Annotated in this window: 22 protein-coding genes; 9 read left to right on the top strand and 13 right to left on the bottom strand. The window is 72.0% G+C overall.

The genetic code is table 11. The features are described 5' to 3' along the window. Positions 1-5: 5 nt before the first annotated feature. Positions 6-1,415, bottom strand: a complete 1,410-nt coding sequence (locus tag DQ392_RS00490; protein WP_425470443.1) for a geranylgeranyl reductase family protein — start codon at positions 1,413-1,415, stop codon at positions 6-8. A 126-nt stretch (positions 1,416-1,541) separates the two neighbouring features. Between DQ392_RS00490 and DQ392_RS00485 the strand changes: the two genes are divergently transcribed. Continuing rightward, positions 1,542-2,996 (top strand): dipeptidase, encoded by a 1,455-nt coding sequence (locus DQ392_RS00485; protein ID WP_114013424.1) that lies wholly within the window; start codon positions 1,542-1,544, stop codon positions 2,994-2,996. A 28-nt stretch (positions 2,997-3,024) separates the two neighbouring features. Here the strand turns inward: DQ392_RS00485 and DQ392_RS00480 are convergent, their stop codons facing one another. Beyond that, positions 3,025-4,062 carry an NUDIX hydrolase gene (locus DQ392_RS00480; protein WP_114013423.1) on the bottom strand — a complete coding sequence of 346 codons (1,038 nt, stop codon included), beginning with the start codon at positions 4,060-4,062 and terminating at the stop codon, positions 3,025-3,027. 242 nt (positions 4,063-4,304) lie between these two features. Beyond that, positions 4,305-4,874, bottom strand: coding sequence for a TIGR03086 family metal-binding protein (locus DQ392_RS00475; protein WP_114013422.1), 570 nt, complete (start codon positions 4,872-4,874; stop codon positions 4,305-4,307). Positions 4,875-5,061: 187 nt separating this feature from the next. On the opposite strand from DQ392_RS00475, the gene DQ392_RS00470 reads away from it, so the two are divergent. From DQ392_RS00470 to DQ392_RS00460, 3 genes are all read left to right on the top strand, one after another. Next, complete coding sequence (locus DQ392_RS00470) at positions 5,062-5,862, top strand: helix-turn-helix domain-containing protein (RefSeq protein ID WP_245981006.1); 801 nt, start codon at positions 5,062-5,064, stop codon at positions 5,860-5,862. 171 nt (positions 5,863-6,033) lie between these two features. Further along, positions 6,034-7,278: a tyrosine-type recombinase/integrase gene (locus DQ392_RS00465; protein ID WP_245980999.1), complete on the top strand. Its 1,245-nt coding sequence runs from the start codon at positions 6,034-6,036 to the stop codon at positions 7,276-7,278. Then, complete coding sequence (locus DQ392_RS00460; protein ID WP_245980998.1) at positions 7,275-9,758, top strand: tyrosine-type recombinase/integrase; 2,484 nt, start codon at positions 7,275-7,277, stop codon at positions 9,756-9,758. The genes DQ392_RS00465 and DQ392_RS00460 overlap by 4 nt, the downstream gene beginning before the upstream one ends. A gap of 62 nt (positions 9,759-9,820) precedes the next feature. Here DQ392_RS00460 and DQ392_RS00455 read toward each other — a convergent pair whose 3' ends face one another. Beyond that, positions 9,821-10,663, bottom strand: coding sequence for a phosphotransferase family protein (locus DQ392_RS00455; RefSeq protein ID WP_114013418.1), 843 nt, complete (start codon positions 10,661-10,663; stop codon positions 9,821-9,823). Between the two features lie 219 nt (positions 10,664-10,882). On the opposite strand from DQ392_RS00455, the gene DQ392_RS00450 reads away from it, so the two are divergent. After that, entirely contained in the window at positions 10,883-11,209 is a 327-nt protein-coding gene (locus DQ392_RS00450) for a DUF8129 domain-containing protein (RefSeq protein ID WP_114013417.1), read from the top strand. A gap of 90 nt (positions 11,210-11,299) precedes the next feature. On the opposite strand, the gene DQ392_RS00445 is transcribed toward DQ392_RS00450, so the two are convergent. After that, positions 11,300-12,001, bottom strand: a complete 702-nt coding sequence (locus DQ392_RS00445; RefSeq protein WP_114013416.1) for a DUF4232 domain-containing protein — start codon at positions 11,999-12,001, stop codon at positions 11,300-11,302. Between the two features lie 373 nt (positions 12,002-12,374). Next, on the bottom strand, positions 12,375-13,319 hold the full coding sequence (locus tag DQ392_RS00440; protein WP_114013415.1) for an ROK family protein: 945 nt from the start codon (positions 13,317-13,319) through the stop codon (positions 12,375-12,377). A gap of 372 nt (positions 13,320-13,691) precedes the next feature. Between DQ392_RS00440 and DQ392_RS00435 the strand changes: the two genes are divergently transcribed. Then, positions 13,692-14,696, top strand: coding sequence for a LacI family DNA-binding transcriptional regulator (locus DQ392_RS00435; RefSeq protein WP_114013488.1), 1,005 nt, complete (start codon positions 13,692-13,694; stop codon positions 14,694-14,696). Positions 14,697-14,846: 150 nt separating this feature from the next. Here the strand turns inward: DQ392_RS00435 and DQ392_RS00430 are convergent, their stop codons facing one another. Next, positions 14,847-15,701 (bottom strand): MBL fold metallo-hydrolase, encoded by an 855-nt coding sequence (locus DQ392_RS00430; RefSeq protein ID WP_114013414.1) that lies wholly within the window; start codon positions 15,699-15,701, stop codon positions 14,847-14,849. A 236-nt stretch (positions 15,702-15,937) separates the two neighbouring features. Between DQ392_RS00430 and DQ392_RS00425 the strand changes: the two genes are divergently transcribed. After that, entirely contained in the window at positions 15,938-16,444 is a 507-nt protein-coding gene (locus tag DQ392_RS00425) for a MarR family winged helix-turn-helix transcriptional regulator (protein ID WP_114013413.1), read from the top strand. 220 nt (positions 16,445-16,664) lie between these two features. On the opposite strand, the gene DQ392_RS00420 is transcribed toward DQ392_RS00425, so the two are convergent. Further along, entirely contained in the window at positions 16,665-17,942 is a 1,278-nt protein-coding gene (locus DQ392_RS00420) for a DUF6986 family protein (RefSeq protein ID WP_114013412.1), read from the bottom strand. A 414-nt stretch (positions 17,943-18,356) separates the two neighbouring features. On the opposite strand from DQ392_RS00420, the gene DQ392_RS00415 reads away from it, so the two are divergent. After that, the gene (locus DQ392_RS00415; RefSeq protein WP_114013411.1) at positions 18,357-18,800 is read left to right on the top strand and encodes a subtilase-type protease inhibitor; all 444 of its coding nucleotides are present in this window, start codon (positions 18,357-18,359) and stop codon (positions 18,798-18,800) included. A gap of 95 nt (positions 18,801-18,895) precedes the next feature. On the opposite strand, the gene DQ392_RS00410 is transcribed toward DQ392_RS00415, so the two are convergent. The 3 genes from DQ392_RS00410 to DQ392_RS00400 all read right to left on the bottom strand — a co-directional run bounded on the left by DQ392_RS00410 (position 18,896) and on the right by DQ392_RS00400 (position 21,290). Then, positions 18,896-19,858 (bottom strand): electron transfer flavoprotein subunit alpha/FixB family protein, encoded by a 963-nt coding sequence (locus DQ392_RS00410; protein ID WP_114013410.1) that lies wholly within the window; start codon positions 19,856-19,858, stop codon positions 18,896-18,898. A 60-nt stretch (positions 19,859-19,918) separates the two neighbouring features. Next, positions 19,919-20,704: an electron transfer flavoprotein subunit beta/FixA family protein gene (locus DQ392_RS00405; protein WP_114013409.1), complete on the bottom strand. Its 786-nt coding sequence runs from the start codon at positions 20,702-20,704 to the stop codon at positions 19,919-19,921. A 256-nt stretch (positions 20,705-20,960) separates the two neighbouring features. After that, positions 20,961-21,290 carry a TlpA family protein disulfide reductase gene (locus tag DQ392_RS00400; RefSeq protein ID WP_114013408.1) on the bottom strand — a complete coding sequence of 110 codons (330 nt, stop codon included), beginning with the start codon at positions 21,288-21,290 and terminating at the stop codon, positions 20,961-20,963. Between the two features lie 211 nt (positions 21,291-21,501). On the opposite strand from DQ392_RS00400, the gene DQ392_RS00395 reads away from it, so the two are divergent. Continuing rightward, positions 21,502-22,221 carry a lysophospholipid acyltransferase family protein gene (locus DQ392_RS00395; RefSeq protein WP_114013407.1) on the top strand — a complete coding sequence of 240 codons (720 nt, stop codon included), beginning with the start codon at positions 21,502-21,504 and terminating at the stop codon, positions 22,219-22,221. A gap of 84 nt (positions 22,222-22,305) precedes the next feature. Here DQ392_RS00395 and DQ392_RS00390 read toward each other — a convergent pair whose 3' ends face one another. Together DQ392_RS00390 and asnB are read right to left on the bottom strand one after the other, a co-directional pair. After that, positions 22,306-22,728 (bottom strand): MarR family winged helix-turn-helix transcriptional regulator, encoded by a 423-nt coding sequence (locus tag DQ392_RS00390; protein ID WP_114013406.1) that lies wholly within the window; start codon positions 22,726-22,728, stop codon positions 22,306-22,308. Positions 22,729-22,758: 30 nt separating this feature from the next. Beyond that, complete coding sequence (gene asnB, locus DQ392_RS00385; RefSeq protein WP_114013405.1) at positions 22,759-24,603, bottom strand: asparagine synthase (glutamine-hydrolyzing); 1,845 nt, start codon at positions 24,601-24,603, stop codon at positions 22,759-22,761. Positions 24,604-24,771 lie beyond the last annotated feature (168 nt).

Below are 24,771 nucleotides of genomic sequence, written 5' to 3'. Positions count from 1 at the left end.
TCGCGTCAGGCCGAGCGGCGCCGCGTCGGCTCGCCACCCGGCTCGTCACGCCCCTGGGCAGACCGCTCACCGGCGCCGTCCGCACGCTCGTCCCGCTCCGCGTCGTCCCCCCGAACGTCACCGTCCGCGCCCTCCTGCGATTCCTCGACCGGGTCGGAACCGTCGCGTACGGCCTCCCCGCGGTCGAACGTGTCGAGAACGCGGCGGGCGAGGGGGTGCACCCTGACGACCTCGGCGAGCGAGGTGGCGCCGCGGGTGAAGCGCGCGAAGACGTTCCAGGCGGGCCGGAAGCCGGTGAGGGCCGCGTGGAAGAGACCGGGGCGGCGGGCGAAGATCCGCAGCAGCCGCCGCCCGACGCCCATCTCGACGCCGAGTCCCGCCTTGACAGCGAAGGCGTAGTTGAGGGCCTGCCGGCGCGCGTCCACCGCGTCGTGCGCCTCGGCGATGCGGACCGCCCACTCCCCCGCCAGCCGTCCGGAGCGCAGCGCGAAGGAGATGCCCTCGCGGGTCCAGGGCTCCAGGAGCCCGGCCGCGTCTCCGGCGACGAGAACCCTGCCGCGGGAGAGCGGTGAGTCGTCGGCGCGGCAGCGGGTCAGATGTCCTGAAGAGACGCGGGGTTCGAACCCGGCGAGGCCGAGGCGGCCGACGAAGTCGTCCAGATAGCGCTTGGTGGCCGCGCCGTCGCCGCGCGCGGAGATGACGCCGACGGTGAGGGTGTCGCCCTTGGGGAAGACCCAGCCGTAACTGCCGGGGAGCGGGCCCCAGTCCACCAGCACCCGCCCGGCCCAGTCCTCCGCGACGCTGTCGGGGACGGGAATCTCCGCTTCCAGCCCGAGGTCGACCTGCTCCATCTTGACGCCGACGTGGGCCCCTATCCGGCTCGCGCTGCCGTCCGCGCCGATCACCGCTCTGGCCAGGACCGGTTCTTCCTCGCCCGCCAGTACGACGGCGACCGTGCGGCGGTCGGGCACGGCGGGCCCGTGCTGCTCGACGCGGGAGACGGCGACACCGGTGCGCACCTCGGCGCCGGCCTTGACGGCCGCCTCCACCAGGGCGTTGTCGAACTCCGGCCGGTTGACCAGGCCGAAGAGCATGCTGCGGGCGCGCCGGGTACGGGCGAGCTTGCCGTTCAGGGTGAAGGTCACCGCGTGCACGCGGTCGCGCAACGGGAGGTCGAAGCCGGGCGGGAGCGAGTCCCTGGAGGGGCCGATGATGCCGCCGCCGCACGTCTTGTAGCGCGGCAGCTCGGCCTTCTCCACGAGCAGCACCTTGCGGCCTGCGACGGCCGCCGCGTACGCGGCCGAGGCGCCGGCGGGCCCGGCGCCGACCACGACGACGTCCCAGACGGGGCGGTCCTCCCACCGGTCCCCCGCGGGCTCGACGTCCTCGTTCCCGGCTGCGTTCTCGCTGCTCACGATGTGCTGTGCTCCCGGTCGACCTCTGTTGACGGTATGGCCCACCGCATCCTACGGGGCGGGTCACGTGCGATACACATGTGTCCGTACACGTGTGCCAACGTCGCGCCCACAAGGAGCGTTCCCATGCCGCAGCCCCCGTCAGAACCGACGGCCTCGCCCGCAGCAGCCCCCACGTCCACCGCGGCCGGCCCGGCCGCCTCCAGCACAGCCGCCTCCACCGCGGGCGTCGCGGCCACCGTCGCCTCGCTGATGCCCCGCGCCAAGTCGGAGCTGGGCGAACTGGTGGCGTTCCGCTCGGTCGCGGACCCGGAGCAGTTCCCGGTGAGCGAGTGCGAGGGGGCCGCCGGGTGGATCGCCGACGCGCTGCGCGCGGAGGGCTTCTTGGACGTCGCGGCGCTGGACACACCGGACGGCACCCAGTCGGTCTACGGCTACCTGCCGGGCCCGGCGGGTGCGCCGACGGTGCTGCTGTACGCGCACTACGACGTCCAGCCGCCGCTGGACGAGGCGGCCTGGCGCACCCCGCCGTTCGAGCTGACCGACGGCGCGGACGGCCGGTGGTACGGCAGGGGCGCGGCCGACTGCAAGGGCGGCTTCATCATGCACCTGCTCGCGCTGCGGGCCGTGCGCGAGAACGGTGGGCTGCCCGTCTCGGTGAAGATGATCGCGGAGGGCTCCGAGGAGCAGGGCACCGGCGGTCTGGAGCAGTACGCGCGTGCGCACCCCGAGCTGCTGGCCGCTGATGCCGTCGTCATCGGGGACACGGGCAACTTCCGCTGCGGGGTGCCCACCGTCACCGCGACGCTGCGCGGCATGACGCTGCTGCGGGTCCAGGTCGACACGCTCGAAGGCAACCTGCACTCGGGCCTGTTCGGCGGCGCGGCACCGGACGCGCTGGCCGCGCTGCTGCGCACGCTCGACTCCCTGCGGGACGCCGAGGGCAACACCGTCGTCGACGGCCTCGACTCGGATGCGCGCTGGGAGGGCATGCCGTACCCGGAGGAGGACTTCCGGCGGGACGCCAAGGTGCTGGACGGGGTCGGTCTGCTCGGCGGCGGCACGGTCGCCGACCGGCTGTGGGCACGTCCGGCCGTGACCGTACTGGGCATCGACTGCCCGCCCGTCGTGGGCGCCACCCCCTCGGTGCACGCGTCCGCGCGCGCCCTGGTCTCGCTGCGGATCCCGCCGGGCACCGACGTCGAGAAGGCCATCGAGCTGCTGGTCGCGCACGTGGAGTCGCACGTGCCGTGGCAGGCGCGGGTGACGACCGAAGTGATCGGCCAGGGCCAGCCGTTCAGCGCCGACACCTCCAGCCCGGCCTACACCGCGATGGCCACGGCGCTGTGTGAGGCGTACGACGGGCTTGAGATGCAGGTCTCCGGGATGGGCGGCTCGATCCCGCTGTGCAACGCGCTGGACGCCCTCTACCCGGACGCCGAGATCCTCCTGATCGGTCTGAGCGAGCCGGAGGCGCAGATCCACGCGGTGAACGAGAGCGTGGACCCGCGCGAGCTGGAGCGGATGGCGGTGGCCGAGGCGCTCTTCCTGCACGGATACGCGCGGCAGAAGAACGCCTGACCCCGCAGGACCCGGGGCCCCGGGTTCGTCAGCGCAGCAGGTTGCCGCAGCGGGGCGGGACACCGCCCTCCAGGTAGAGGGGGTGTCCCGCCCTGCGGGCGCGCAGGGCGCAGCGCAGCCGCTCCAGGCGGTTGGGTGGCAGGAGCCGGGCGGCCTCCTCCTCGGTCACGAAGCGCCAGTCGCGGAGTTCGGCGCCGGGCAGCAGGAGCGCGGCCTCGTCCTCGGGCGCGAGCCGTCCCCCGTCGAAGAGCAGCCGCATCCCGCCGAACGCGGGCGGGCGCGGCGGCTCCCAGTCGGCGACGAGCAGCGCCGGCTGCTCCGGCAGCCGCAGTCCCAGCTCCTCGAAGACCTCGCGGACGCCCGCGGTGCTGGGCGCCTCGCCGCGCTCGACCACACCACCGGGGAACTCCCAGCCCGGCTTGTAGGTGGGGTCGACGAGGAGCACCCGGTCGCGGTCGTCGAACAGCAGCACCCCCGAGGCGACCGTCTCGGCCGTCGGCTCGGGGGTCTGCACGATGCCCGTGGTGCCCGCTCCCGCGCCGATCGCCTCGGCGAGACGCTCGGCCGTGCGCCGGGGCGTGAGGTGGCTGGTGTCGAGCGCGTGCGCCTCGGCGGTGATCCACGGCAGGGCCGCCCGGTACGAGGACAGGTGTGCCAGGCACCAGGCGCGGGTGGAGCCGCCGTCATCGGCGGCGCGGGTGTCGATGCGCTCGCGCAGTACCGGTTCGTCGGCGTGCAGCAGCAGGTGCTGTACGGGGACGCGGCGGGCGGCGAGCGCGCCGAAGATCTCGTCGCGGTACTCGCGCCGCAGCAGTGTCATCGGGGTGATCAGAGGTCCTTCGACCTCTGTCAGCAAAGCGGCGGCCGTGTCCACCACGAGCCGCCGCCATGAGTGCAGGTCCTGGAAGTCGGCTATCTGTCCGAGGCGTTCCTTGGGCAGCATCCGGCGCAGTGAGGCGCCGATGACTTCGGGCTCGTAGAGCGTGCTGCCCGGAAGCAGGTCGAGCAGTTCGTTCGCCGCGGTGGTCTTGCCCGCGCCGAACGCGCCGTTCAGCCAGACGATCACGGTGTTCCCCCCTCATCCGTCGTCCCCGTTCAGTTGCCCGCATCACCCGGTGGGGGAAACGCGCCGGGGCGGCTCTCCCGGCGCCCGAAGAGGCACGGCGCCTGCGCCCCGGCGCGTACGGCGGGGCGCGCGCGGCCCGCCGGGAGAGCGGAAACGACGGACGGGCGGAGGAACGGCCGACCGGCGGCCCCGGAAGCCGGCCGGGCGGGCGGGGCGAGGATCAGCCGGTGTTCAGTGGGGGTTCAGCTGGGGGACCAGCGCGGGTCGCGGCCGGTGAGGGCGAGCATCTTCTCGAAGGGCGTGGCGTCGGACGGTACGGAGACCTCCTCGCCGTAGGCGCCCGCCTCCCGCGCCATCGGTGCCATGTCTTCGGTGGCGGGCCGCACCTCGTCCAGGACCGCCTGGTCGGGCCGGTAGTCCTGGCCGGTGGCGCGTGCCAGGTCCCAGCCGTGGACGAGCAGATCGCCGAGCACCATGTGCGCCACGGTGCGCTGCGGCAGGCCCATGCCCGGAGAGACGCCCTCCAGCGCGTCGGGCGCCGCCCACGCCGTGACCAGCTTGCCGGTCTCCGCACCGAAGCGGGCACGCCAGTCGCCCTGGAGGTAGTCGGGGGTGGTGGAGAAGTCGGCGGCCTCCCGGGCGGCGAGCGCCTGGAAACCGACGACGACGTGGAAGAGGTGGTTGAGCAGCGCCCGCACGTCGTACTCGGCGCAGGGGGTGGGCTGCGTGAGCTGCTTGTCGGTGATGCCACGCACGACGGGGTCCGCGGCGCGGGCGGCACCGTCGATGAGAGGCGAAAGGTCGTTGGCCATGCCGTCACGCTAGGTCCAGGCCGCGGCCCGTGGCTTGAAGAAACGCGACAGTGACCGGCATAGGATCGCCGTCATGGCAGGTGAGGGCAGTGCCAAAGCGTCGGACCGGGACCGGACGCCCGCTGCCCGCGCGCACACCGGACAACCGCGCAGGGACACGCGGGGCATCGTGCAGGCGCCGTCGCTGATGGCGCGGGTCCACTTCCGCCGCAGACCGGCGGCCGAGCCGCTGCGCCGCTGGGTGGAGCACTACTGGCTGATCGACTGGGATCTGGAGGAGCCGTACGTCTCCCAGGTCGTCCCGCACCCGTGCGTCAACCTCGTCTTCGAACGGCGCGGTCCTGCCCAGGTCGCCGTCGCGAGCGGGCTGGTGGCGGGGGTCGCCACGGACCTGTTCACCACCAAGCTGGCGGACTCCGGGCGTGTGTGCGGCGTCCAGTTCCGCCCTGGCGGCTTCCGCCCCTTCCTCTCGCCGCCCCGCCCCCTCACCGCCCTGAGAGGCAGACAGCTGACGCTGCGCGAAGCGTTCGGCGACGGAGGAGCGCCCGCCCGTGTCCTGGGGCCGGACGCGGAGGACCGGAGGGTGGCCGCACTCGATGCCTTTCTGCTCTCCCTCTCCCCCCGCACCGACCCGGCCGCCGAGCAGGCCATGGCACTGGCCGACCGGATCCGCGAGGACCGCTCCGTCCTGCGCGTCGAGCGCCTGGCCGCGGACGAGGGCGTGTCCGTGCGCACCCTGCAACGGCTCTTCGCCACGTACGTCGGCGTCAGTCCGAAGTGGGCGATCCTGCGCTACCGCGTCCACGAGGCGATGGAGCGCGCCACCGCCCAGCCCGGGACGGACTGGGCCCGGCTGGCCGGAGAGCTGGGCTACAGCGACCAGGCCCACCTGGTCCGGGACTTCACCGCCGCCGTGGGGGTCACACCGACCGCGTACGCCCGGGCCGTGGAGACCCCGCCCCGCCCGGCCTCCGCCGCCGAAGCGTGACGGCACCAGGCGTGCGGGGCACCGCCGTCTCCGAACGGTCCTGACGTGTGCCGGGCGCCCGCACCGAGGTGTTGACCGGACTACCGCACGACACGCCGGACGTGAGCGCATCCCCCGTGTGGCCTAGTCGGTAGACGTTACGCATCCGAACGACGAAGGAGCGCAACGAAGTTGGACGCAGCATCTCGTGACATCCAGTTGATCCGCCTGCCGCGATGGGGGCGGGTAGCCGTGGGAGCTGGGGCGGTGCCCTGGCTGGTCTTGGACGAGGAGGGAGGAGCGGTGGAGCCGATTCGCAGGTTCCTGATCGACTTCGTCGCTCGGGACAACCGGCCGGGTAGCGTCCGCAGCTACGCCTTCGATCTCCTGCGCTGGTGGCGATGGCTTCGGGTGGTCCAGGTCGAATGGGACCGGGCCACGTCCGCCGAGGTGCGCGACTTCGTGCTGTGGCTGCGGGTCACGACGAAACCTCGGTCGTCGGCGCGGACGCTCTCGGCGGCGACCGCGGGGACGACCAACACGATCACGAAGAAGCCGTACCTGGACGACCTCTACAAGCCGCGCACGATCCGGCACAGCAACGCCGTACTCCGCAGCTTCTACGAATTCTGGATCGAGTCTGGCAGCGGCCCGCTGGTCAACCCGGTGCCACTGGCCCGGAGCGCGAGGCGCCGCCCGCACGCACATCACAACCCGCTGGATTCCTACGGCGGCGAGGGCCGACTGCGCTACAACCCCAAGGTCCCGCGCCGGCGCCCTCGGCAGATGCCGGACGAGCGGTGGAACGAACTGTTCGCGGCCCTGCGGTCCAACCGGGACCGGGCGATCCTCGCGCTCGGCATCAGCAACGCCGCCCGGGCCTCCGAGCTCCTCGGGGTCCGCGGCGTCGACGTCGACTGGGGCGACCAGCTGGTACGCGTCGAACGCAAGGGCTCCCAGGCTGAGCAGTGGCTTCCCTCCAGCCCGGAGTCGTTTATCTGGCTGCGGCTCTACCAGAGCGAAGGCCCGCCCCTGGACCCGCAGGCCCCGCTGTGGTGGACACTCCGGCGTCGTGACCACGGCGCCGGGCTGGCCTACCAGCCGATGAACTACGAGGCCCTGCGCGCGGTGTTCCGCCGGGCCAACGCCCTGCTGGGCACGAACTGGTCGATGCACGACCTGCGGCACACCGCCGCGCTGCGGATGTCCCGGGACAAGCGGCTGTCGCTGCGGGACGTGCAGACCATCCTTGGGCACGCCAACTTGAGCACCACCGCCGACGTGTATCTCGTCGAGGAAGTAGAGCAGGTCATCGCCCGGGTTCAGGAGTACCTCGCCGACCGTGAGGAACGCGCGAAGCACCCCGTGCCGACCGCCGTCGCGACCGGTTACGAGGCAAGCGACCTGGCCGTGCTGTTCGGAGGTGGCCAGGCGTGACACGACAAGGAAGCCGCCGAGTCAACTCCGTCCGCCGGGCCGGAACCGGCCCCGCGCCGGCGAAACCGTTGTTCATCGAGCACGACCTCAAAGCGGACAAGGAACGCGTCGGCCCGCACGACCACCTCACCCGAGACGAGGTCCTGGCCCTGCTACCGACCTCGCCGCTCTGGCCGCAGAGAACGTACAGCCGCGGCATGTGGCCCGGAACTATCCGGCTCGCGGGGGCAGCCAAGATCCTCGACTGGCTGCTGACCTTCCCCGAAGACGGGTGGCAGGGACGGTGGCTCGCGGCCGGGGCGGACCAGGGCAAAGAGCTGATCCTGGCCCTCAACGAGGACGATCCGCGCTGCGAGGAGTCCAGGCGCAACGAGCTCATGATGGGCCTCAACACCCTGCTAATCAGCCGGGTGGTTCTCCCGCGCTACGTCTTCCTGCGCGGCTACAAGGCGATGCGGCTCTTCAAGGACGTCCAGCAGATGTTCCCCGCCGGGCAGCTGGACCGAATGCGCGACTTCGGCGCCAAGATCGGCATGACGCCCCGCCACATCGACGAGGGCCTGCGCGTCATCTCCTCGATCATCCTGCACACGGGCCGGGACCTCGCTCAGCTCACCGCTGAGGACGTCTTCTACCTGCGGGCCGTCGGACGACGGGAGACCGGTGAGGCATACGTGGGTACCCACAGCGCCTGGGACCTGCTGCGGGGCGCCGGTGTCATCGACTCGAAGGACACCCTCAAGGACGCGCTGCGGCACGGGCAGCGGCCCACCGCCGAGCTGGTCGACTCCTACAACATCCAGTCCACGCAGGTCCGCAACCTGCTCGTCCGCTACCTCGAAGAACGCCGCCCCGGGATCGACTACGGCACCTTCCGAGGACTGGTACGCGAACTGGCTGGCGTGTTCTGGGCGGACATCGAGGCACACCACCCCGGCATCGACACCCTCCGTCTGCCCGACGAGGTCGTCGACGGCTGGAAACAACGCCTGGTCACCTACGTCAACAAGAGCGGAGAGGTCAAAGAGCGCCGCTCACGCATCGACGTCATGATGCGGGTGCGCGGCTTCTACCTCGACATCCAGGAGTGGGCCCACGACGACCCGTTCTGGGTCCAGTGGGCAGTGCCAAGCCCGATCACCCGGGGCGACGGCGCCGGGAACCACAAGATCATCAAACAGGCCACCTCCCGGATGCACCAGCGAGTCCGCGAGCGGCTGCCCCATCTCCCCGTGCTGCTGGAGACAGCCGAGCGAGTGCACCGAGAGGCCCTCGCTCTCCTGGAGGCCGCCCGCGCCACCCCGTTCAACGAGACCTTCGAGCACGGCGAGACGCGATACCTGCGGGTCCTTCCCAAGGTGAACGAGGTGCCCAGCCGCCTCGACCACGGCTCGCCGCATATCTACATCAAGGAAGTCGACAGCGCCGAACGAAGGATCAACCAGAGCCTCGTGGAGGATGACGCCTTCTGGGCCTGGGCGATTATCGAGACGCTACGGCACACCGGAGTTCGTGCCGAAGAACTGACCGAGCTCACCCACCTCGCGCTGGTCTCCTACAAACTGCCCGACACCAACGAGGTCGTCCCGCTCCTCCAGATCGTTCCCTCCAAGAGCAACGAGGAACGGCTACTGCTGGTTAGCCCCGAACTGGCCAGCGTCCTGGCCACGATCATCAAGCGCCTGCGCGACGCCAACGGCGGGCAAGTCCCGCTGATCTCCCGCTACGACTCACACGAGCGCGTCACGGGCCCCCAGCTGCCGCACCTGTTCCAGCGCCGCCCCTACTGGCAGCCGCAGGTCATGAGTGAGGCTGGCATCAAGCGCGCCCTGGACCGGACCCTGGAGGCCACCGGACTACGCGATCAGGCCGGCGAGCCACTGCGCTACACGCCGCACGACTTTCGAAGGATGTTCGCGACCGAGGCCGTCACCGGCGGACTGCCCGTTCACATCGCAGCCCGCATCCTCGGTCACAAGACACTGACCACCACCCAGGCATACCTCGCCGTCTTCCAGGACGACCTGGTACGCACCTACCGAGGCTTCCTCGACCGGCGCCGGGCCGAGCGCCCCCAAGAGGAATATCGCGAGCCGACCGCGGCGGAATGGCACGACTTCCAGCAGCACTTCGAGCTCCGCAAGGTCTCCCTCGGCACCTGCGGGCGCCCCTATGGCACCCCCTGCAAGCACGAACACGCCTGCATTCGCTGCCCCGTTCTCCAGGTGGACCCCCGCCAGCGGCCCCGCCTCATCGAGATCATCCAGAACCTCCGCGAGCGCATCACCGAAGCCCGCGGGAACGGCTGGCTCGGCGAGGTCGAAGGACTCCAGGTCAGTTTCGACGCCGCGATGGCCAAGCTCAACAGCCTCAAGCGGGCCCCGACTGATGGCCGGCCGCAGCTGGTCGACCTCGGCATGCCCGTCTTCACCGACGACGCAGTGCCACCTCAACCGGATGCAGGGGAATCCGGGCCGTAAGGCTGATCGCCCTGCATGACCGAAGCGACCCACTGGCCCCGCCCCACGCGGAGCCACTCTGATCAGCCCTGGACAGCCCGCGGGCCCCGACCGAGAAGCCTGGACAGCCGGGCGGCTTGCCGCTCGGCTGTTCCCGGCGGGTTGCGCGGACGCTGAGGGTCGTCGAAGGACAGGAGGAACAACCACACGAGGGCCAGTAGCCGACGACACTCCAGCAGTCGCACTCGCTCCGTGGCGCCCAGATCGAACTGATCCAGGAACATCTCGACATCTAGTGGCTGGTCAACCCAGCTGGCCACGTGTTCCGTGATCTCTGCCAGTTCAAAGGGCCGGTCGCTGAGTCCGGACTCCTCGAAATCGACGATCCGTACGCGAGAGCCGTCCCACAGGTAGTTAGCGAGGTTCCCGTCACCTGGCCCAAAGACCTGCGGAACGTCCGGCGGGGCGGCATGTTCGAAGCCTGCGCGAGCCAACCAGTCCAGGCCACGATCCATGGCTTCCCCCACCTCAGCGCTGACACGAGGGCGAGCCCGTGGTGTCCAAGCCCGGATCTTGGCGATGAGCTCATGCTGCTGGCCGGGCCGGACCGGGATCTTCGCCAGTGCATCCGCCGGCACCGCCGCGTACATCTCGCTTGTTGCAACTGCCAGCGCCTTGAGCTGCTGCTTGCTGAGCAACTGACCCCGAAGCGGCTCACCCGGCAGCCGTGACATCACCACCACCGGCTCCTCGGCGGCAAGGTCTGCGCTCTGGGGAGCGGGCGCCAAGCCCGGTGCATACGCGGAGAGCAGGGTCAGGGCCCGCCATTCCCGTTCGCACTCCTCGCGGCTCCCACGTCGAAACCTCTTGATCACGCTGTGGGGCTTGAGATCGATGGCGTGAGTACTCCAAGCGGCGGAAGTCATGAAACACGATCTTCCCCGCAGCCCCACAGACGCCAAAGCCTTAGTCCGGAAAAGCCCCAGGTGACGGCCCGGACGTGTGCCGGGCGCGCTCGGTGGTTACCCGCCGAGCTGTGGTGCTCGCCGCGGGGCGGCGCCACACCGTGAACAGGCGGCGCCCGCTCCTGCGACGAGCGGACGCCGGACCACCGGAATCCGTCGCGCCCGAGGAGGCCGGAACCCATGTCAGCACACCAGTCCGACGCTCTGCCGCTGCCCGACTACGACCAGCTGCCGGCGGGGACCGTGGAGCACAGGATCAGGTCGCTGGGAAGCGACGACGTGCGGCGGCTCGCGGAGTACGAGCGGGCACACGCCGACCGGCCGCAGGTGAAGGAGATCCTGGCCGCGCGCCTGGAGCAGCTCGACGCGGGCGCGGAGCCCTCGCCGGGTGACGCCCGTGCCGGGGGCCCCGACATCCCCGCCGGCACCTCGGGCGGTTCCCCGGTCTCCCCTGCCGGCGCGGCCGAGCCGGAGGAGCCACTGCGCCACGGCAAGCACGAGATGTGAGCACCACGGCACCAAGAGCACTCTCGCCGGCCCGACTCGTGCTCAGGGGCACGGTCGGGCGATGGCACCGCGCCACCCGGCCGGCACAGCTCAGAAGTTGTACGGCTTCTCGGTGTTCCAGTTCAGCACGTCGGCCTCGTTCCAGCTGAACTGCGGCTTCTCACCCTTCGAGTCGACGGAGTAGAAGGGGCCGACCTCCCCGTCCGCGCCGCGCAGCGCGATGGCGAACGCGTCCGCCGTGTGGCTCTTGGAGCCGTAGTCGAACAGGTTCACCGCGCTGTATGCCTTGTCTCCGGGCTGGAGCGTGACGCGCTCGCCGCCGGACGGGTCGTCCTTCTTCGCGTGCGGCAGCGCGGCGCTGTCGACGTCCCCGCCGAGCTTCACGGCCGGGTACGAGGTGATCCAGCACGGCTTGCCGCCCTCGTTCGACGCGGTGAGCAGCAGGTGGTCGCCCTCCTGGCCCGCGAACCTGTGCACCGCGGTGACCAGCATCTCGTCCCCGCGGCACTGCTGGGTGCCGGAGGTCGTGCCCTGGCCTTCGGACGTGTCCGTTCCACCCGAGGAGGTCGCTGGGCGCTCCCCCTTCCCGGTGCCGTCACCGCTGTCGGACTCCGCGCTGTCCCCGCCGCTGGACGCGGGCCCGTTCTGCGCCGTATCGGCGGCGCGGTCGGCACTCGCCGCCTTCGAGCCGTCATCGGCACCGTCGCAGGCGGTCACGCCCAGCGCCAGCGCCGCGGTGACGGCGGCCAGGGTGGCGGCACGGGCGGTACGGCGGGCACGGTGCGTGGTCACGATGAAGCTCCCCAAGGTCTGTCAGGACGCGGCGCCTCCACCTGACCCCGCGCGGGGCGAGCGGCCGCATCGGCTGTTTCGCTGTACCCGGTGAGATGGCGCCGGGGCGGACGTTGTTCTCCCGGGTCCGTCCGGATTCGGTAACAACGAAACGGGGGCGCACACCTCGGGTGTTCACGCCGTGCCGGCCGGCAGCCGCGGTCGGCAGCCTGCCGGGCCCCCTTGTCCGGGCCTCAGCCCGGTACCTGGCATGCGTGGCGTACGCCTGAAGGAGGCGGACCTGGCCGGGGCATGGCCGGCCGGAGCGTCCCTGTCATGACGCCGCCCGGCGCAGCGCCCGTCCGCCCGGCGCGGGCGGGCGGGCGGGCCGGGTTCACGCGGCTCCCGCGCCGATCAGTTTCCGCGCTTCGGCGGCCGCGCCCACGAGGCCGGCGTCCGTGCCTGTGGTGGCGGGGGCGATCTCCAGGCCGCGCACGTAGGGCAGGGTCGCGTACCGCTGGAGTTCCTGGCGGAGCGGGGTGAACAGGACGTCGCCCGCGTGGGCGACGCCTCCGCCGATGACCGCGATCTCGATCTCGACGAGGGTGGCGGTGGCGGCGATCGCCGCGGCGAGGGCCCGTGCGGCGCGGTCGTAGGCGGCGCGGGCCGCCGCGTCGCCCGCGCGGGCCGCAGCAGCGACTCCGGCGGCGGTGGCGTCCTGGTCGGGTCCAGGTTGCCAGCCCGAGGTCAGCGCGTGGCGTGCGATGTTGGTGCCGCTCGCGATGGTTTCGACGCAGCCGTGCGACCCGCAGGGGCACAGCTCGCCGTCCACGTCGACACTGATGTGGCCGATGTGCCCGGCGTTGCCTGTGGGGCCGGGGTGGAGGGCACCGTCGAGGATGAGCCCGCCCCCGACGCCCGTGGAGACGACCATGCACAGGGCATCGGCCCGCCCCCGCGCGGCGCCCTGCCAGTGCTCGGCCGCCGCGATGGCCGGGCCGTCGCCGATCAGGGAGAGCGGGAGCCCGCCGGTGCGTTCGCGGACGTCGGCGACGAGGGGGTGCTCGCGCCAGACGGGGATGTTGACCGGGCTGACGGTGCCCGCCTTCGCGTCCACGGGCCCGGCGCTGCCGATGCCGACGGCACCGACGCGCTCCCACGCGTCGGTGGCGGTCAGCTCGCGCAGAACGTCGTCCACGGCCGCGCTCATCGCTTCGGCGCTCTCCTTGGCGGGGGTGGGCCGCTGCGTGCGCGCCAGCAGTCTGCCGCCGCTGTCCACCAGGGCACCGGCGATCTTGGTACCACCGATGTCGAGCGCGGCGACGAGGTCGTTGAGCATGAGCAGCTGACTCCAGCGCGTGCGGGGGACGAGCCCGCGGCGGAGCACGGGCGGACCGCACAAGTCTTGCCACTTCTGACAACGTTGTCCAGTCCCCACCCGCCGCGGGGCTATCCTGCTCGGTACGCGATCACCGCCCCACCCCGCAGGGCGGCACCACCCGACAGGCGACACCCACCCCGACAAGGACAGTCCCCCGTGGCCGACGCCCCCGACGCCTCCGGCACCGCCGACCCCGCGTCCCCCGCCGACGAGACCGGCCCGGCGGTCTCCCCCGCCGCGTCGAAGGCCCCCGGCGCACGGACCGGGGCCCGCGCCGCCGTCCCACACGCGGCACGGCACGGCGGGCGCCCGCACGCGGGCAGGCCGACCATGAAGGACGTGGCGGCGCGCGCCGGTGTCGGCCTCAAGACCGTCTCGCGGGTCGTCAACGGCGAGGCCGGGGTCTCCAGCGACACCGAGCGCCGGGTGCAGGAGGCCATCACCTCGCTCGGGTTCCGGCGCAACGACAGCGCCCGCGTGCTGCGCAAGGGCACGACGGCCAGCATCGGTCTCGTCGTCGAGGACCTGGCCGACCCGTTCTACTCACCGCTCAGCCGGGCGGTCGAGGAGGTGGCCCGTGCGCACGGAGCGCTGCTGATCAACGGGTCGAGCGCCGAGGACCCTGAGCGGGAGCGCGAGCTGGCACTGGCCCTGTGCGCCCGCCGCGTCGACGGGCTGGTGATCGTCCCGGCCGGCGACGACCACCGGTATCTCGCCCCGGAGATCACCGCCGGCGTCGCCACCGTCTTCCTCGACCGGCCGCCGGGCCGCATCGAGGCCGACATGGTGCTCTCCGACAGCTTCGAGGGCGCCCGCTCCGGAGTGGCCCACCTGATCGCGCACGGCCACCGCCGGATCGGTTTCATCGGCGACAGGCCCGGCATCCACACCGCCAAGGAGCGCCTGCGCGGCTACCGGGCGGCGATGGCGGAGGCGGGGCTGCCGGTGAGCGAGCCGTGGGTCGCGCTCGGCCCGACCGGCTCGGACAGAGTGCGGGCCGACGCGGCCCGGATGCTCGACGGCAGCGCGGGCACCGCGCCGGTCACGGCCGTCTTCTCGGGGAACAACCGGGTGACTGTCACCCTGGTGCGGGTGCTGGCCGAGCCCGAGCGGCGCGGGCGCCCTGTGGCGCTGGTCGGCTTCGACGACTTCGAGCTGGCCGACCTGCTTTCCCCGCCGGTCACGGTCATCGCGCAGGACCCCGCCGACCTGGGCCGCAGCGCCGCGGAGCTGCTCTTCAGGCGGCTGGACGGCGCCGACGACCCGCCGCGTGCCCTCTCCCGCCCGACGAAGCTGATCGCCCGCGGCTCGGGCGAGATACCACCTCTGGACTGACGCGCGGACGGCAGCGGGGCGGCCGGCGACGCCCCGCGCGCCACCCCGGGCCACTCCCCGCCCCCTGGCCCACCTGCCCGACAGGCGGCAGATGAGGCAGGCCCCGGCAGACCCGGCACCTCAAGGCGCCCCGGGTCTCGTCGCGGCCGGTCACAGCGCCGGTGCCCGCACCGGACCGACCCTGCTGACCTCGGCCGCCGCACTGACGGTGACGCGGGCACCGCGCGGGCAGTCCACCAGCCTGTCCCCCAGCCCCCGGTCCTCCAGCGCGGAGACGAAGTCGTCGAGCGGCGACTTGAACACCGTGTAGTCGTCGTAGTGCACCGGCAGGGCCAGGCGAGGCTGCAACAGCTGTACCAGCTCGGCCCCCTGCCCGCCGTCCATCGTGACGACCTTCCCGCCCGGCAGCGTCGTCCCGCCCAGGTGGAGGACCGCCAGGTTGAGGCCGGGACAGCGGGCCTTGATTTCGCGCAGCCCCTCGAAGACGAGGGTGTCGCCGCTGAGGTAGATCCGCAGTCGCGCGGGCCCGGTGGCGGGCCCGCACTCCAGGACGCTGCCCATCACCGGCGGGAGCAGCTTCTCCAGCGGACCGAAGGCGTGGCGCCCCGGCACCGCGGTGACCCGCACCCGGCTCTGGCCGCGCACCAGCGTGTGGCTCTCCCAGGTGCGCAGCCCCATGGCGCGGCGGAAGCCCTGGGCGCCCTGGAGGACGCGGGAGGCGTGCGGGGTGGTCAGGACGGGCAGCCCACGGTCCAGGCCGCGGCGTGCGGTCCGGTCCCAGTGGTCGCCGTGCAGGTGCGAGAGCACGACGGCGTCCAGATCGGGCGGCAGGTCCTCCAGGCCCACGGCGGGCTCGGTCAGCCGCCGGGAGAGCAGCCCGTAACCGAGGTGGGCGTGCTCCCCCTGGTGCAGGAAGTTGGGATCGGTGAGCAGTGTGAGCTCGCCGTAGCGGATGAGCAGCGTGGCGTTGCCGATGAACAGGATCTCGGCGCTGTCGTCGTCCATGGTCCACCTCCGCTCCGCGCGGTACCCACGGTGCGGCCGTGATGCGCACGAGAGGGGGAGATCATTCCCCCGGGCTCTGCGCGCGGTGACCCGCGGTGAGAGTCCGGACACGGGACCGTACACGGGCGGAGCTTTCCCAGCGTGCCGGCCAGGGGTCCCGTACGCCGCCTCCGGCGGAATGCGGCGGTCCGCCCCGCGCTTCCTGACCTGTCCAACTGCCGTGCTTAAGTGGCTCTATGGCTGACAAGACCCCGACTCCTGCGGATTCCGCGGCTCCGGCCGCGCCCGCGTCGCCGCCTGCCGCTCCCGAGCGGCTCACGACCGCGCCGGGCTATCAGGTCAGACGCCTGCACCAGGCGTATCTGGCGGCTTGGGTGCGTGCCGTGGACCGGACACTGACCGGACCGCAGTTCGCCGTGCTGACCACGGTGCACGTCTACCCCGGCAGCGACCAGAGCTCCCTGGCCTCGGCCGTCGCACTGGACACCTCGACCATGGCGGACCTGGCGCAACGGCTGGAGAAGCGTGGGCTGCTGGAACGCAGGACGACGGCGGCCGACGGCCGCCGCAAGCTGCTGTACCTCACACAGGAGGGGGAGCGCACCCTGGAGGCGGCCGAGGCACGGGTGCGGGAGTTGGACGAGCAGCTGCTCGCCGGGTACGACCCGGCCGGCCGCGAACGGCTCCTGGGGGAGCTGACGTCGCTCGCCGACCGGTGGGAGCGGCTGGGGTCCGGCGGCTGACCGCGGCTCGGCGCCCTCCCCCAGTGGCACGCGGCGGAGTTGGACGGCCCCGCCTGTCCGGCCTGCGGGGCCGCGCGCTCCGGCCCACAGGCGGCAGCACATCGGCTCGCGGGCGACAGCGCCCCGGTACGCGGGACGGCACAGCACGCACCGGCTCGCGGTACGCAAGAGCCGGGCGGCCGCGCGAGACCAGGGCGGCCGCCCGGGGACTGGGCGGGGCTCAGCGCCCCGCGAGGCGGTCGAGCTCGGCCCGGTCGAGACCGGAGGCCTCCTTGACCTCCGCGGTGTCGAGCGCGCCGCAGTCCAGGCCGCGGAGCAGGTACCCGCTCAGCGCGCGGGCACTCGCGGGCTCGTCGGCGACCTCGCCGGCCGTCTGCGCCACGTAGGCCGCCAGGCGTTCACCCGCACGCCGCAGGCCCTCGCGGTAGAAGGCGTAGACGGCGGCGTAGCGGGTGGGCAGGTGGCCGGGGTGCATGTCCCAGCCCTGGTAGTAGGCGCGGGCCAGCGAACGGCGCACCAGCTGGTGGTGGAGCCGCCAGGCGTCGTGGACCTGGGCCCGGTCGCCCACCGGGAGGACGTTGGTGGAGCCGTCCGAGAGGCGGACGCCGGTACCGGCGGCGGCGACCTGCATGACGGCCTTGGCGTGGTCCGCGGCCGGGTGGTCCATCGCCTGGTAGGCGGCGGAGACGCCGCACGAGGCGCTGTAGTCGAACGTGCCGTAGTGCAGCGAGGTCGCCCTGCCCTGAGCGGCGTCGATCATCCGGGCCACCGTCGCCCGGCCGTCGGCGCCCAGGATCGACTGGGTGGTCTCGATCTGGATCTCGAACCCGATGCGGCCGTGCTGGAGACCGCGGGCCTTCTCGAACTCCTCGCAGAGCCGGACCATCGCGGTGACCTGCTCGGCGTAGGTCACCTTGGGCAGCGTCAGCACCAGCCCGTCCGGCAGGCCGCCGGCCTCCATCAGCCCGGTGAGGAAGAGATCGAGGGTGCGGATGCCGCGGTCGCGGACGGCGGCCTCCATGCACTTCATGCGGATGCCGGCGTACGACGGGACGGGCCCTTCGGCTCCGCCGGCGAAGGCGTCGGCGACCAGCTTGGCGGCACGGACCGCCGCGGCGTCCTCCTCCTCGTCGGACCTGACCCCGTAGCCGTCCTCGAAGTCGATGCGCAGGTCCTCGACGGGCTCGCGGCGCAGCTTGTCGCGTATGCGGTCGTAGACGGGGCCGGCCAGCGACTCGTCCATGTCCAGGACGCGGGCGAGCGCGCCCGCGTCCGGGGCGTGCGCGTCGAGCAGCGCGAGGGCCGCCTCGCCCCACTCGCCGGCCGTGCCGGACGAGACGGCGTCGGCGGGCACGTACACGGTGTGCACCGGTTGCCGCGTGCCCGGGTCTCCCGGGTACCGCCGCGCGAGTTCGGCGTCCACCGGCGCCAGCGCCTCGGCCACCTCCCCCACGACGCCGGCGCCCAAGCTGGTCCCGGCCGTCCCACCCTGCGACATCTACGCTCCTTCTCGCTGACGACAACGTGCCGATGACACCCGGAATCAACAAAACGTTGAAGCCCCGGATGCCGCGACGTTATGGCCCCCTGACCAGCCAGTCAAGGGTTCACCTGAGCCGGCGGGGGCGCCGCTTCGCCGCGCGTTCGGCGGGGGCCATGACACACGGCGCGGGATCATGACCCGCAATTCGGCCAATGCGGAGGGGCGGCTTTCGGCCGACGGGGCCGAACCGGAGGCGAACAACGGGAGATCACCGCAGGCGGACACGGCGGGCGTGCGTCACTTTGCGCCACTGATTCAATGCAAAACGTTACCGAAACGCGTGGTGCCGATGTGCTTCACCCCTGCGGACTCGGCAGACTCGAGCTCGCCGGTCCGGCACAACCCTCAAAAAGCGGAAGGAAGCACACAATGCGGAAGACCGCGTCCCGGAGCGCCGCCCTCACTCTGGCGGCCGCTGTGACGGGGACCGTCAGCGCGTTCGCCCTCGCGGCCGCGCCCGCCCAGGCCGCGCCCGCCCAGGCCACCTCGCTCTACGCCCCCTCGGCCCTGGTCCTCACCGTCACCGACGGGGACAGCGCCGCCGCGGCGGCGAAGCGTGCCGTCACCCTCAGCTGCGCGCCCACCCCTTCCGGCACCCACCCCGCCGCCGACACGGCGTGCGCCCAGCTCCGCGCGGCCAAGGGGGACTTCACGGCGCTGGCCGGCGAAGAGGACCGGCTGTGCACCCGGGAGTGGCGGCCGGTCACGGTCACCGCGCAGGGCGTGTGGCAGGGCGAGCGCGTCGACTTCGAACGCACCTGGGCCAACCCCTGCGTGAAGAGCGCCGAGGGCGCTGCCGTCTTCTCCTTCTGAGCGGCCGCCTGCCGCCCCGGGAACGAAAGGGGACGCTGGCGCGCACACCGAGGGGCCCCGCACCGGACCGGTGCGGGGCCCCTCGGTCGCGGTGGTCAGCCCTTGCGGGTCTTGACCTCCTCGGTCAGCTGGGGGACGACCTCGAAGAGGTCGCCGACGATGCCGTAGTCGACCAGGTCGAAGATCGGGGCCTCGGAGTCCTTGTTGATGGCCACGATCGTCTTGGAGGTCTGCATGCCGGCGCGGTGCTGGATCGCACCGGAGATGCCGGTCGCCACGTACAGCTGGGGCGAGACGGTCTTGCCGGTCTGGCCGACCTGGTGGGAGTGCGGGTACCAGCCGGCGTCGACCGCGGCGCGCGAGGCGCCGACGGCGGCGCCCAGCGCGTCGGCCAGGCCCTCGATCAGCGGGAAGTTCTCCGCGCCGTTGACGCCGCGGCCGCCGGAGACGACGATCGCGGCCTCGGTCAGCTCCGGGCGTCCGGTGGACTCGCGCGGGGTGCGCGAGGTGACCTTGGTGCCGGTGGCGGCCTCGCCGAAGCCGACCGACAGCTCCTCGAGAGCACCGGCGGCGGAAGCGGCCTCGGGGCTCGTGGAGTTGGGCTTGACGGTGATGACCGGCGCGCCCTTGGAGACGCGGGACCTGGTGGTGAACGCCGCGGCGAACACCGACTGGGTGGCCACCGGGCCCTCGTCCGAGGTCTCCAGGTCCACGGCGTCGGTGATGATGCCCGAGCCGATGCGCACGGCGAGGCGGGCGGCGATCTCCTTGCCCTCCGCGGAGGAGGGCACCAGCACGGCGGCGGGCGAGACGGAGTCGTAGGCGGCCTGGAGCGCGTCCACCTTCGGTACGACGAGGTAGTCGGCGAACTCGGCGGCGTCCGCGGCCAGCACGCGGGTGGCGCCGTACTCGCCGAGCGTCTTGGCGGCCTCTTCGGCGTTCGGGCCCAGGTGCACGGCCACCGGGTCACCCAGCTTCCTGGCCAGGGTCAGCAGTTCGAGGGTGGGCTTGCGGACGGCGCCGTCCACGTGGTCGACGTAGACAAGGACTTCAGCCATGGGATTGCTCTCCTGCGCGGATCGGGAAGGGAGTCGGGGAAGGCGGGGAAGGGCGGCCGTTCAGATGAACTTCTGGCCCGCCAGGTACTCGGCCAGCTGCTTGCCGCCGTCGCCCTCGTCCTTGACGACGGTGCCGGCGGAGCGCGGCGGGCGTTCGGCCGCGTCCTCGACCTTGGTCCAGGCGCCGTCCAGGCCGACCTCGTCGGCGTCGATGTCCAGGTCGTCGAGGTCCAGCGACTCGACGGGCTTCTTCTTGGCCGCCATGATCCCCTTGAAGGAGGGGTAGCGCGCCTCGCCCGACTGGTCGGTGACCGAGACGAGCGCGGGGAGCTGGGCCGACAGCTGCTCGGTGGCGGCGTCGCCGTCGCGCCGTCCTGTGACCGTCCCGTCCTCGACCGAGACCTCGGACAGCAGCGTCGCCTGCGGCACGCCGAGCCGCTCGGCGAGCATCGCGGGCAGCACGCCCATCGTGCCGTCGGTGGAGGCCATACCGCACACCACCAGGTCGTAGCCGGTCTTCTCGATGGCCTTGGCCAGCACGTAGGAGGTGCCCAGCGCGTCGGTGCCGTGCAGGTCGTCGTCCTCGACGTGGACGGCCTTGTCGGCACCCATGGACAGCGCCTTGCGCAGCGCGTCCTTGGCGTCCTCGGGGCCCACGGTCAGCACGGTGATCTCCGCGTCGTCGGCCTCGTCGGCGATCTGGAGCGCCTGCTCGACGGCGTACTCGTCCAGCTCGGAGAGCAGGCCGTCGACCGACTCGCGATCGGTGGTCAGATCCTCCGCGAAGTGCCGGTCACCGGTGGCGTCGGGCACGTACTTCACACAGACAACGATCCTCAAGCTCACGCCGGCTCTCCTACTGCTTCGACTTACGGGTTCCGGCCCCTGCGGGACCGGCGGGTCCGTCCACAATATTACTCGTCAGTACACCCAGCACGTTCCCCGTTCTCAAGACCGCCGAACTGTGACGTTGCCAACGGGGAGAGTGACGAGCCAACTCCATCACGCGGGGCGACGCGAAGCGAGTGCCACTGAACGGGATCTGGGTCACGCCCGCGCACGCCGGCCGCGCACCGGCGGCGAGCGGCTCACCTCGTCCGATTCAGGCAAGGGCGGCGCCCAGCGCGGCGATCACGTCGGCCTTGCGCGGCTGGCCCGCCGCCCGCTTGACGATCCACCCGTCCGGGTCGAGGACGAGCACCGTGGGCGTGGCCTCGATCCCGAGCGCGCGCACCAGCGACAGGTGCTCCTCTGCGTCGATCTCGATGTGCGCGACGCCCGGCACCATGGCGGTCACGTCCGCGAGGACGCGGCGGGTCGCGTGGCAGGGCCGGCAGAAGGCGCTGGAGAACTGCAGGAGCGTCGCCCGCTCCCCCAGGTACTGCCCGCCGAGCTGTTCGACGCTCACCCGCTGCGTCACGAAAGCCTCCATTCCCTGGCTGAGTACGGGATACCCGCGTGCTTACGGACAAGTCTGCCGTGAGGGTAGCCAGGAGGAATGCTTTGGGGAACGATCTGCCGGAGCCGGAAGTTACGCACCCGTAAGTACGGACCGTGGGTTTCCGGTGCACGGAACCACCCGTTCCGTCACCGCAGGCCTGCCGGAGACCGCTTGCAGGCACCGACGAAAGGGTCCCCCCGAGATGGCCGATCTCCTCTACCCGCCCGTAATCGGCGCGGCGCGCGCCTGGTTCAAGGCGCTCGACCTGCGCTTCGACGTACGCGGCAGCGAGCACGTGCCGGCCCACGGGGGCGCCGTCCTGGTGAGCAACCACATCAGCTACCTGGACTTCATCTTCACCGGCCTGGCCGCCCGGCCCGCCAAACGGCTGGTGCGGTTCATGGCCAAGGACTCGGTCTTCCGGCACAAGGTCTCCGGGCCCCTGATGCGCGCCATGAAACACATACCGGTCGACCGCTCGCGCGGCGAGCACGCCTACTCGCACGCACTGGACGCCCTGCGCGCGGGCGAGGTCATCGGGGTCTTCCCCGAGGCGACGATCTCCCGTTCCTTCACCCTCAAGGACTTCAAGTCCGGCGCCGCCCGGCTCGCGCAGGAGGCCCGCGTACCGCTCGTCCCGATGGCACTGTGGGGCACGCAGCGCCTGTGGACGAAGGGGCACAAGCGGGACTTCGGGCGCAACCACCTGCCCATCACCATCCGCGTCGGTCCCCCGGTGAGCCCCGATCCCGACGAGACGGCCCTGAGCCTCACCGACCGGCTCCGCGAACGCATGCACGAACTGCTGGAGACCGCCCAGCGGGCGTACCCGGCCTCTCCCGGGGGCGCCGCCGACTCCTGGTGGCAGCCCGCCCACCTGGGCGGTACGGCACCGACACCGGCACAGGCCCGCGCCCTGTAGCCAGGCAGAGCCCCGGCAGGCCCGCTGCCGGTGCACGGACAGCGCCCGGCTGCGGGCCCACGGCCTCCCCCGCGCCCCGCCTCACTACCCTGCCTCGGCGAGCCGCCGCAGCAGCGGCGCCACCGCGAGGAGACGGGCCGCCTCGTCGTCGGACAGCGAGCCGAGGCGCCGCAACAGCTCCTCGGCCTCGCCGTGCGCCACGCCCCGCAGTGCGCCGGTCCCCTCCTCGGTGACGGCCACGCGCGTGGCACGGCCGTCGGTCGGATCGGGTTCCCGGCGCACCAGGCCGAGCGTCTCCAGTTCCGCCACGACGGCGGTGGCGGTCGGCTGGGAGCAGGGGACCCGCTCCGCGATCATGCCGACCCGGCCGGGTCCCGCCTCGGTCAGCATGGACAGCACGATCAGCTGGGTGGGTTGCAGCCCGCCCGTGGGGCTGGTCCTGCGCAGTGAGCGCAACAGCCGGTGCAGGGCGATCACCGTGTCGAATGCCGCGTCCCGGGTCCCCATCGCTCCCCTCACGGGCTCGTCCTGATCAGGTCAGGAGAGTGTAAGCGTGGGGGCGTACATGTCCATCCACAGCGCCAGGTCGAGGACGCGTTCGAGGCCGCGCCGGGAGGCCTGGGTGATCTGCGGGGTCTCGACCTTGACGGCCCCCTCCAGCCAGTCCCTGCTGACCAGGTCGAAGACCTGGTGGGACGGTTTGGCGAGCAGGTCCTTGACGTTCTCCTGCAACGCCGTGTGGTACTTGGGGTCCTGCGTGGAGGGGTAGGGGCTCTTGACCCGGTCGTAGACCGAGCGCGGCAGCACGTCCGCGGTCGCCTCACGCAGCAGGCTCTTCTCGCGCCCGTCGAACGACTTGAGGGACCAGGGGGTGTTGTAGACGTACTCGACCAGCCGGTGGTCGCAGAAGGGGACGCGCACCTCCAGCCCGACGGCCATGCTGGCGCGGTCCTTGCGGTCCAGCAGGATGCGCACGAACCGGGTGAGGTGGAGGTAGCAGATCACCCGCATCCGGTACTCGAAGTCGCTCTCCCCCTCCAGGCGCCGGATGCCCGAGGTGGCCGTGGCGTAGCTGTCCCGGGTGTAGCCGGGCAGGTCCAGGGCGCGGCTCACCGAGCCGTTGAGGACGTTGTCGTCCTCGCCCAGGGTCTGGGCGAACTGCACCAGCCAGGGGAAGGTCTGCCCCTTGCGGGCGTCCTCGTCGAAGAAGTGCTTGTAGCCGCCGAAGACCTCGTCGGCCGACTCCCCGGACAGCGCGACCGTCGAGTGTTGGCGGATGGCCTTGAAGAGCAGGTAGAGGGAGGCGTCCATGTCGCCGAGTCCCGCGGGGATGTCGCGGGCCCTGATGACGCGCGAGCGCACCTCGGGGTCGGCCAGGTCGTCGGAGCTGAGGACGATGTCCTGGTGGTCGGTGGCCGAGGCGCGCGCCACGTCGTGGACGAACGGGGTGTCCGGGGTGCCGCGCAGTTCGTCGGCGACGAAGTTCTCGGCTTGGCCGACGAAGTCGACGGCGAAGCTGCGGACGGTCTCCCCGGGGCCTTCCCGCAGCTGGTTGGCCGCCAGCGCGGTCATGGCGGACGAGTCGAGCCCTCCGGAGAGCAGGGTGCAGCGCGGCACGTCGGAGACGAGCTGGCGGCGCACGATGTCGTCCATGAGCTCGCGCACGTGCGCGATGGTCTCGTCCTTGCTGTCGGTGTGCGCCCGGGTCTCCAGCGTCCAGTAGACGTGGGTGCGAATGCCGCTCGCGTCCACCGTCACGACGGTGCCGGGCTCGACCTCGCGCATCCCCTCCCACACGGCGTGGCCGGGGGTCTTGACGAAGGCGAACAGCTCGCGGAGCCCGTCGAGGGTGACCTCGCGGCGCGCCAGCGGGTTGGCCAGGATCGCCTTGGGTTCGGAGCCGAACAGGACGCCGTCGGCCGTCTCGGCGTAGTAGAAGGGCTTGATGCCCATGCGGTCGCGCACCATGACGAGCTGCTTGGTGCGGCTGTCCCAGATGGCGAAGGCGTACATGCCGTTCAGCCGCTCGGCCAGCGCCGCGCCCCACTCCAGGTAGGCGTGGAGGACGACCTCGGTGTCGGAGTCGGTGGTGAACCTGTGGCCGCGGCCGGTCAGTTCACGGCGCAGCTCGGTGTAGTTGTAGGTCTCCCCCGAGTAGACCATCGCGACGCTCCCCTCGGGGGTCTCGACGGTCATCGGCTGCCTGCCGCCCGGCAGGTCGATGATCGCGAGCCTGCGGTGACCGAGCGCGGCGGGTCCTTCCGCCCAGATGCCGGCGTCGTCCGGACCGCGGCAGGACATGGTCTCCGTCATCGCGTCGACGGTCGCCCGCTCGGACACCAGGTTCCTGTCGTAGGACACCCACCCGGTTATTCCGCACATGTGCTTCCTCCGGCTTCCGACCTTCGGTGCGCGGCCGAGGTGCAACAACCCCCCGTAGTAAAGGTTTCACCAAAGGTCATGTGTATCGGCCACCTATGTATCTGGCACTGTTTCACACAACAGCCGCCTTCAAACAGGGGGAGCCGGTCGGCACACACGAATCACGCC

The organism is Streptomyces reniochalinae (assembly GCF_003323735.1).
GTDB lineage: Bacteria > Actinomycetota > Actinomycetes > Streptomycetales > Streptomycetaceae > Streptomyces > Streptomyces reniochalinae.
The sequence above is the reverse complement of the archived record's forward strand: the minus strand, read 5'-3'. Positions and strand labels throughout refer to the sequence as shown.